The sequence below is a fragment of the Streptomyces roseicoloratus genome (assembly GCF_004117935.1).
GTDB classification, from domain to species: domain Bacteria; phylum Actinomycetota; class Actinomycetes; order Streptomycetales; family Streptomycetaceae; genus Streptomyces; species Streptomyces roseicoloratus.
Genome location: NZ_SDOY01000151.1, coordinates 45,694 through 52,727 on the forward strand (window position 1 = coordinate 45,694; position 7,034 = coordinate 52,727).

A 7,034-nucleotide genomic window follows, 5' to 3' on the forward strand; every position below is an offset into this window, starting at 1 on the left:
ACACGCCCCGGAAGCGGCTCGTATCCCCACTTCTTGATCACACAGGAGAAACACCATGGCGAAGCCGCCTGTGCGCAAGCCTAAGAAGAAGGTCTGCGCGTTCTGCAAGGACAAGGTCGCGTACGTCGACTACAAGGACACGAACATGCTGCGGAAGTTCATTTCCGACCGCGGCAAGATCCGTGCCCGTCGCGTGACCGGCAACTGCACGCAGCACCAGCGTGACGTCGCCACGGCCGTCAAGAACAGCCGTGAGATGGCGCTGCTGCCCTACACGTCCACCGCGCGATAAGGGAAGGGTGACCGAACAATGAAGATCATCCTCACCCACGAGGTCTCCGGCCTCGGTGCCGCCGGCGATGTCGTCGACGTCAAGGACGGCTACGCTCGCAACTACCTGGTCCCGCGTGGTTTCGCGATCCGCTGGACCAAGGGTGGCGAGAAGGACGTGGCGCAGATCCGCCGCGCCCGCAAGATCCACGAGATCGCGACCATCGAGCAGGCCAACGAGATCAAGGCCCAGCTCGAGGGCACGAAGGTGCGCCTGGCCGTTCGCTCCGGCGACGCCGGCCGTCTCTTCGGCTCCGTGACCCCGGCCGACATCGCTGCCGCGATCAAGACCGCGGGTGGCCCGGAGGTCGACAAGCGTCGCGTCGAGCTCGGTTCGCCGATCAAGACCCTGGGCTCGCACCAGGTGTCCGTGCGTCTGCACCCCGAGGTTGCCGCGAAGCTCGGCGTCGAGGTCGTCGCCGCGTAACGCTGCCTATGGGCAGTTCGCGCTCAGCAGTACGGAAGGGCCGCACCCCTCGGGTGCGGCCCTTCCGCTGTTTCACGTGAAACAGGCCGTTTCACGTGAAACCTTCAGCGAGTGGCGCCGGTGACGATCCAGCGACCGGAACGGGCGCGGAACCACAGCGTCGCCATGCGCACCGTCATCATCAAGGTCATCGCTCCCCACAGCGCGGTCAGACCGCCGCCGGTCACCGGGATGAGCAGGGCGACGGGCGCGAAGACGGCCAGCGTCAGCAGCATGGCCCAGGCGAGGTAGGGGCCGTCGCCCGCGCCCATCAGGACGCCGTCGAGGACGAAGACCACGCCGGAGACGGGCTGGGAGAGCGCCACGACGAGGAGGGCGGGCAGCAGCGCGTCCTGGACCGCCTGATCGCCGGTGAAGAGCGGGATGAACAGGGGCCGGGTGAGCACGAGCAGTGCCCCGAGGGCGACACCGGAGAGCACGCCCCACTGCACCATGCGACGGCAGACCTGGCGGGCGCCGTCCGCGTCGTCGGCGCCGAGGTAGCGCCCGATGATGGCCTGACCGGCGATGGCGATGGCGTCGAGGGCGAAGGCCATCAGGCTCCACAGGGACAGGATGATCTGGTGGGCGGCGACGTCGGCGTCCCCCAGGCGAGCGGCCACGGCTGTGGCGATCATCAGGACGGCCCGCAGCGAGAGGGTGCGGACCAGGAGCGGGGCGCCCGCCTGGGCGCTGTCCCGGATGCCGGCGGCGTCGGGGCGGAGCGAGGCACCGTGGCGCCGGGCCCCGCGGACGACCACGAAGAGGTAGGCGGCGGCCATGCCGAACTGGGCGATGACCGTGCCCCAGGCGGATCCGGCGATGCCGAGGCCGGCGCCGTAGACCAGACCCACGTTCAGGACGCCGTTGACCGTGAAGCCGGCGATGGCGACGTAGAGCGGGGTGCGGGTGTCCTGGAGGCCGCGGAGGACACCGGTGGCGGCCAGGACGACGAGCATGGCGGGGATGCCCAGGATGGAGATCCGCAGATACGTGACCGCGTAGGGTGCGGCGGTGTCGGAGGCCCCGAAGAGGTCGACGAGCCAGGGCGCCGTGGGCAGGGTGGCCGCGACCACGGCAGCGCCGAGCAGCAGGGCGAGCCAGATGCCGTCGATGCCCTGGCGGATGGCGGCCTTGAGATCCCCTGCGCCGACCCGGCGGGCGACCGCCGCGGTGGTGGCGTAGGCGAGGAAGACGAAGACGCTGACCGCTGTGGACAGCAGCGCGGAGGCGATGGCGAGACCGGCGAGCTGCGGTGTGCCGAGATGGCCGACGATGGCGCTGTCGGCAAGGAGGAACAGGGGCTCGGCGACGAGCGCGCCGAAGGCCGGGACGGCGAGTGAGACGATCTCGCGGTCGTGTTGCCGTCGGACGGCCTTGGGGGTCGCGGGAGCCTGATGCATGGGCCCAATCTAATCTTCCACAGGTAAGCGATGCAATGGGAGTGTGACCCTTACTTTTACGGCGAGAGGTCCTTCGGGTGTGCGCCGTTTGTTCTGATCTTGGCCCGGGCGAAGAAGTTTTTCTCCCCCACAGCCCGTGGATGTAAAAACAGCAGGTCAGAAGGGTCTGATGGGGTGGCTTATGAGTTTGTCCACATGGCTGTCCCCCGGTCCGTGCACAGCTTCCGGCGAGTTCTCCACAGCATCTGGGCCTTCACCCACAGGGCCTGTGGATAACCAGATTGGCTGACGGTGCCCGGGGGCCTACCGTGGTCCGGCGCCCGACGCGCCAGAAGCGGAGCCAAAGCCCCTTTCTTGTCGGAGGCGTGGCGTAAGAAAGAGGGGCACGGCGAGGTCCGCGGAGCGGACGGGAGGAGGTGGCTTGGGTGAGCATGCCCGAGCCCATGGACGATCCCTGGGCCGACAGCGGACCAGGTGACCGGCTCCCGACGCGTACCCGCGAAGGCCGTGGCCGCGGGCGCGGCCGGGAGGACCAGCACGAGCGCGGCAGTGAGGGCGGCTGGGACGGCGGCCTCTCCGGCTTCGAGCGGGTTCCTCCGCAGGACCTGGACGCCGAGCAGTCCGTCCTCGGCGGCATGCTGCTGTCCAAGGACGCCATCGCCGACGTCGTCGAGATCATCAAGGGCCACGACTTCTACAAGCCGGCCCACGAGACGGTCTACGCGGCGATCCTCGACCTCTACGCCAAGGGCGAGCCCGCCGACCCCATCACGGTCGGCGCCGAGCTCACCAAGCGCGGCGAGATCACCCGGGTCGGCGGCGCCTCCTATCTGCACACGCTCGTGCAGTCGGTGCCGACCGCCGCCAACGCCGCGTACTACGCGGAGATCGTCCACGAGCGGGCCGTGCTGCGCCGCCTCGTGGAGGCCGGCACCAAGATCACGCAGATGGGATACGCGGCGGACGGCGACGTCGACGAGATCGTCAACCGCGCCCAGGCCGAGATCTACCAGGTCACCGAGCAGCGCACGACCGAGGACTACCTGCCGCTCGGCGACATCATGGAGGGCGCGCTCGACGAGATCGAGGCGATCGGCTCGCGCAGCGGCGAGATGACCGGTGTCCCCACCGGCTTCACCGACCTCGACGCGCTCACCAACGGTCTGCACCCCGGTCAGATGATCATCATCGCGGCCCGTCCCGCCATGGGTAAGTCCACGCTCGCGCTGGACTTCGCGCGGGCCGCGTCCATCAAGCACAACCTGCCCAGCGTCATCTTCTCCCTCGAGATGGGACGCAACGAGATCGCGATGCGTCTGCTCTCGGCCGAGGCCAGGGTCGCGCTGCACCACATGCGCTCCGGCACCATGACCGACGAGGACTGGACCCGGCTGGCCCGCCGCATGCCGGACGTCTCGCAGGCCCCGCTCTACATCGACGACTCGCCGAACCTGTCGATGATGGAGATCCGCGCCAAGTGCCGCCGCCTGAAGCAGCGCGCCGGCCTCAAGCTCGTCATCATCGACTACCTCCAGCTGATGCAGTCCGGCGGCTCCAAGCGCGCCGAGAGCCGCCAGCAGGAGGTCTCCGACATGTCGCGAAACCTCAAGCTCCTCGCCAAGGAGCTGGAGCTCCCGGTCATCGCGCTCTCCCAGCTGAACCGTGGCCCCGAGCAGCGCACGGACAAGAAGCCGATGGTCTCCGACCTCCGCGAGTCCGGCTCGATCGAGCAGGACGCGGACATGGTCATCCTGCTCCACCGCGAGGACGCCTACGAGAAGGAGTCGCCCCGCGCCGGCGAGGCCGACATCATCGTCGGCAAGCACCGTAACGGCCCGACGGCCACCATCACGGTGGCCTTCCAGGGCCACTACTCGCGCTTCGTGGACATGGCCCAGACGTGATCCGGCCCTGTAGGGCCTCAGATTTCGTGGCCAAATCTCACGAGCGATGGCCAAACGATGGCATATCTGAAACGAATCTGAGACTGGCAGGTCAAGTCGCTCACTCGTATGGGTGCTCGTGAAGACATGGATGCGCTGCTACTGGGACGAGGAAGACACCTGGTTCTACGTCGAGGTCGACGCCGAAGGCTGGGTGATCCGGCAGGTCGAACTCGAAGGGCCTGAGCTGATCCCGATCGCGGCTGCCTCCCTCGCCGAGTGGCAGCGGGCCCGCGACGCAGGGCGCCTCGACGAGTACGACAGCAGGTTCGGGATCACAGCCGAGCTGCCCGTCTCGGAATGGGAGGGCCACGATCCCGAACAACTCACCGCCGAGGAGTTCGAGGAAGTCTGGGGGTCTGCCCGTCGCCAGATTGCATCCCGGCCCAGCTGACCTCTCGGCCCCGCGGAGACTTCTTGGCATCATCGCGACATGACTCCGACGCTTCCCCGTACTGTCCGAGCCGTCGACACAGCTCATCTCCTGGACCTGGCCCAGGAGGCCGCCATTCACGGCTTCAGCCAGCGGCTCCCGGTCGACTGGCTCCGGGAGCACCTCGACGCGGAGGCGACGCACTACCTGTTCCCCACGATCGTGCAGCGGCTTACGCACCGTCCCGAGATGCCGCTGCAGTGGAGGTGCCAGCAACTGTTGACCGTCAACACCGGAGAGCAGATCTTGGGTCTGCTCGACGTCCTTCCCGGCACCTTCGAGAAGATCCCGGAGACCCTGGACACAGCGTCCAAGAAAGACATCGTCGGCCGCATCGAGCGAGCAGTGTCCGTGCGTGAGTGGGTGGAACGGATGGGTGTCGAAGCAGGTTCGTGACGCCCCTGGCAGTGGTGCAGCCCGCTGGGCAGCCTGAGGAAATGACACCGATCTGAGACAGTCGCTGGCCGACACGTCGTGAGACTGAAGAGGGACACCCAGGGCACAGCGTCGGCGCATGACACCGAAAGCGAGAACCTACACCCGTTGAGATCGCGAGTCAGCCCTGACGCTGATCGTTTGCGATGCCTGCGACAGCAGGCCCGCAGTTCGCCGAGAAGCGCCCCGACCACCATGGAGATGGCTGCTGCCGCGGTGTCGCCTTCACCTATGACCGTTCCACGAGAAGGACCGCAGACGCGATATCGACCGTCGCCCAGCGGATCGACGAACGGCACGTTCCATGAATACGGGAACCCGGTGTAGGTCGTGAAGTGCTGCGACCAGTGGCTGGTGAACGGATACAACTGCCGCAGCTTCGGTTCGGCGGACGCAGCCTCGGCGAGCGCCAGTCTCTGGCGGGCGAGGTCGAATCGATCTGTCGCACGGCGCTACAGTCCGACAGCGGAGGAGGGAAGATGGCGCTGAACAAGAAGGGTTCCCGGGGCATAACCGTCGACGGGATCGAGTACCGCTGGCGGATCCGCAGGAAGCCCTCTTTCATGCAGGGACTCTGCTGGACACCGATGACCTACGCGGTCGAAGTTGCCGACGACAGCCGGCCGGGAACGACCTTGATCGTCACCAGCGGCCAGGCTCATCCCAGTAACTGGGTGGGCGTCGAGTCGGAGCCCATCTGTCCAGCTCACGTTGCTGCCAGCATTCGAGAAGCACGGGATTGAAGTTTCCCCGTGATCTCGGACACTCGTTCGTTATGCCGCGAGGGCGTGTTGGTGCCGCTGTCTGGTCTCGGCCGGGGTGAGGTAGCCGAAGATCTTGTGCTTGCGTAGGCGGCGGCGGTTGTAGAAGGTCTCGATGAAGGTGAAGACCTCGGCGCGGGCGGTGGCCCGGTCGGGCCAGGTCCGGGTTCCGATCTCTTCCTTGAGCAGGGCCCAGAAACTCTCCGCCGCGGCGTTGTCGAAACATGATCCGGTGCGTCCGCAGCTCTGTCGCAGCCCCAACTCCCGTATTCGATCTCTGAATTGCGTCGATGTGTACTCGCTGCCGCGATCGCTGTGGATCACGCATCCCGGCTCCAGGCCGCCTCGGCCGTAGGCCATGTCGAGGGCGTCGACGACGAGCTCGGCGCGGTGGTGGTCGGCCATGGCGTAGCCGACGACCTCGCGGGTGGCCAGGTCCAGCCAGCAGGCGAGGTAGAGCCAGCCCTCGGCCGTCGGCAGGTAGGTGATGTCGCCGACCAGCTTGATCCCGGGACGCGCGGCGTGGAAGTCGCGGCCGATCAGGTCCGGGGCCGGCTTCGCCTTCTTGTCCGGCCGGGTCAGTGAGCGGTGCTTGCGGCGGGTGACGCCGCGGATGTCGCGCTCGCGCATGACGCGGGCGATGCGCTTGCGGTTCACCCGCCGCCCCAGACGCCGCAGCTCGGCGTGGATGCGCGGGACGCCGTAGGTGCGACGGGAGGCGATGTGGAGCACGGTGATCTCGTGGGCGAGCGCGTCGTCGGTGGCCTGGCGCTCTCGGCGGGCGGCCTCGCCCTCGCGCCAGGCGTAGTAGGAGGAGCGGGTCACGTGCAGCACCCGGCACAACAGCACGATCGGGTAGTTCGCCTTCTCCGCATGGATCAACCGGTACAACATGGTCACCGGTCGCTCTCCTTCACGAAGAAGGCCGTCGCTTTTTTCAGGATCTCGATCGTCTGCTGCTGTTCGCGGTTCTCCCGCCGCAGCCGCTTGAGTTCCTCACGCTCCGCGCTGGTCAGCTCGCCCGGGACGCCCTCGCCCTGGTCGGCCTTGGCCCGGCGGTACCAGCCGCGCAGGGACTCGGAGCTGATGCCGAGTTCCCGGGCGACGGCGGTGACCGTCTTGCCCGAGGAGTCGACGAGCGCGATCGCGTCCCGCTTGAACTCCTCGGTGTACCGCTTCGTGTACTTGCTTCCCACCTGGTGCTACTTCCTCTGGAACCTCAGATCCCAGTCTCCAGGTGTCCACGATCAAGGGGAAGCTTCA

At 67.3% G+C, this 7,034-nt stretch carries 9 protein-coding genes and 1 pseudogene; 6 read left to right on the plus strand and 4 right to left on the minus strand.

Features of this window, described 5'->3' with window-relative positions; translation table 11 throughout:
• Positions 1 to 55: 55 nt before the first annotated feature.
• Positions 56 to 292, plus strand: coding sequence for a 30S ribosomal protein S18 (rpsR, locus tag ESG85_RS25785; protein ID WP_128983236.1), 237 nt, complete (start codon positions 56 to 58; stop codon positions 290 to 292).
• A gap of 18 nt (positions 293 to 310) precedes the next feature.
• The gene (gene rplI, locus ESG85_RS25790; protein WP_128983238.1) at positions 311 to 757 is read left to right on the plus strand and encodes a 50S ribosomal protein L9; all 447 of its coding nucleotides are present in this window, start codon (positions 311 to 313) and stop codon (positions 755 to 757) included.
• Between the two features lie 104 nt (positions 758 to 861).
• Here rplI and ESG85_RS25795 read toward each other — a convergent pair whose 3' ends face one another.
• On the minus strand, positions 862 to 2,199 hold the full coding sequence (locus ESG85_RS25795; protein WP_128983240.1) for an MATE family efflux transporter: 1,338 nt from the start codon (positions 2,197 to 2,199) through the stop codon (positions 862 to 864).
• 443 nt (positions 2,200 to 2,642) lie between these two features.
• Between ESG85_RS25795 and dnaB the strand changes: the two genes are divergently transcribed.
• The 3 genes from dnaB (at position 2,643) to ESG85_RS25815 (ending at position 4,971) form a co-directional block, all read left to right on the plus strand.
• Positions 2,643 to 4,103 carry a replicative DNA helicase gene (dnaB, locus tag ESG85_RS25805; RefSeq protein WP_181019112.1) on the plus strand — a complete coding sequence of 487 codons (1,461 nt, stop codon included), beginning with the start codon at positions 2,643 to 2,645 and terminating at the stop codon, positions 4,101 to 4,103.
• A gap of 130 nt (positions 4,104 to 4,233) precedes the next feature.
• Entirely contained in the window at positions 4,234 to 4,536 is a 303-nt protein-coding gene (locus tag ESG85_RS25810) for a hypothetical protein (protein ID WP_128983253.1), read from the plus strand.
• A gap of 39 nt (positions 4,537 to 4,575) precedes the next feature.
• Positions 4,576 to 4,971 (plus strand): hypothetical protein, encoded by a 396-nt coding sequence (locus tag ESG85_RS25815; RefSeq protein ID WP_128983244.1) that lies wholly within the window; start codon positions 4,576 to 4,578, stop codon positions 4,969 to 4,971.
• Between the two features lie 278 nt (positions 4,972 to 5,249).
• Here ESG85_RS25815 and ESG85_RS36250 read toward each other — a convergent pair.
• A pseudogene (locus ESG85_RS36250) lies at positions 5,250 to 5,378 on the minus strand (DUF6193 family natural product biosynthesis protein); the annotation flags it as partial.
• A 111-nt stretch (positions 5,379 to 5,489) separates the two neighbouring features.
• Between ESG85_RS36250 and ESG85_RS25825 the strand changes: the two are divergent.
• Complete coding sequence (locus tag ESG85_RS25825; protein WP_128983246.1) at positions 5,490 to 5,753, plus strand: hypothetical protein; 264 nt, start codon at positions 5,490 to 5,492, stop codon at positions 5,751 to 5,753.
• Between the two features lie 30 nt (positions 5,754 to 5,783).
• On the opposite strand, the gene ESG85_RS25830 is transcribed toward ESG85_RS25825, so the two are convergent.
• Together ESG85_RS25830 and ESG85_RS25835 are read right to left on the minus strand one after the other, a co-directional pair.
• Positions 5,784 to 6,665, minus strand: coding sequence for an IS3 family transposase (locus ESG85_RS25830; protein ID WP_246094928.1), 882 nt, complete (start codon positions 6,663 to 6,665; stop codon positions 5,784 to 5,786).
• A gap of 2 nt (positions 6,666 to 6,667) precedes the next feature.
• Positions 6,668 to 6,967, minus strand: a complete 300-nt coding sequence (locus tag ESG85_RS25835; protein WP_128977975.1) for a transposase — start codon at positions 6,965 to 6,967, stop codon at positions 6,668 to 6,670.
• Positions 6,968 to 7,034: the final 67 nt, after the last annotated feature.

What these genes read in the sequence shown, in the direction of transcription:
- rpsR (WP_128983236.1), top strand. Translation starts at nt 56, where the DNA reads ATGGCGAAGCCGCCTGTGCGCAAGCCTAAGAAGAAGGTCTGCGCGTTC.
- rplI (WP_128983238.1), top strand. Translation starts at nt 311, where the DNA reads ATGAAGATCATCCTCACCCACGAGGTCTCCGGCCTCGGTGCCGCCGGC.
- ESG85_RS25810 (WP_128983253.1), top strand. Translation starts at nt 4,234, where the DNA reads ATGCGCTGCTACTGGGACGAGGAAGACACCTGGTTCTACGTCGAGGTC.
- ESG85_RS25830 (WP_246094928.1), bottom strand. Translation starts at nt 6,665, where the DNA reads ATGTTGTACCGGTTGATCCATGCGGAGAAGGCGAACTACCCGATCGTG.
- dnaB (WP_181019112.1), top strand. Translation starts at nt 2,643, where the DNA reads ATGGACGATCCCTGGGCCGACAGCGGACCAGGTGACCGGCTCCCGACG.
- ESG85_RS25815 (WP_128983244.1), top strand. Translation starts at nt 4,576, where the DNA reads ATGACTCCGACGCTTCCCCGTACTGTCCGAGCCGTCGACACAGCTCAT.
- ESG85_RS25825 (WP_128983246.1), top strand. Translation starts at nt 5,490, where the DNA reads ATGGCGCTGAACAAGAAGGGTTCCCGGGGCATAACCGTCGACGGGATC.
- ESG85_RS25795 (WP_128983240.1), bottom strand. Translation starts at nt 2,199, where the DNA reads ATGCATCAGGCTCCCGCGACCCCCAAGGCCGTCCGACGGCAACACGAC.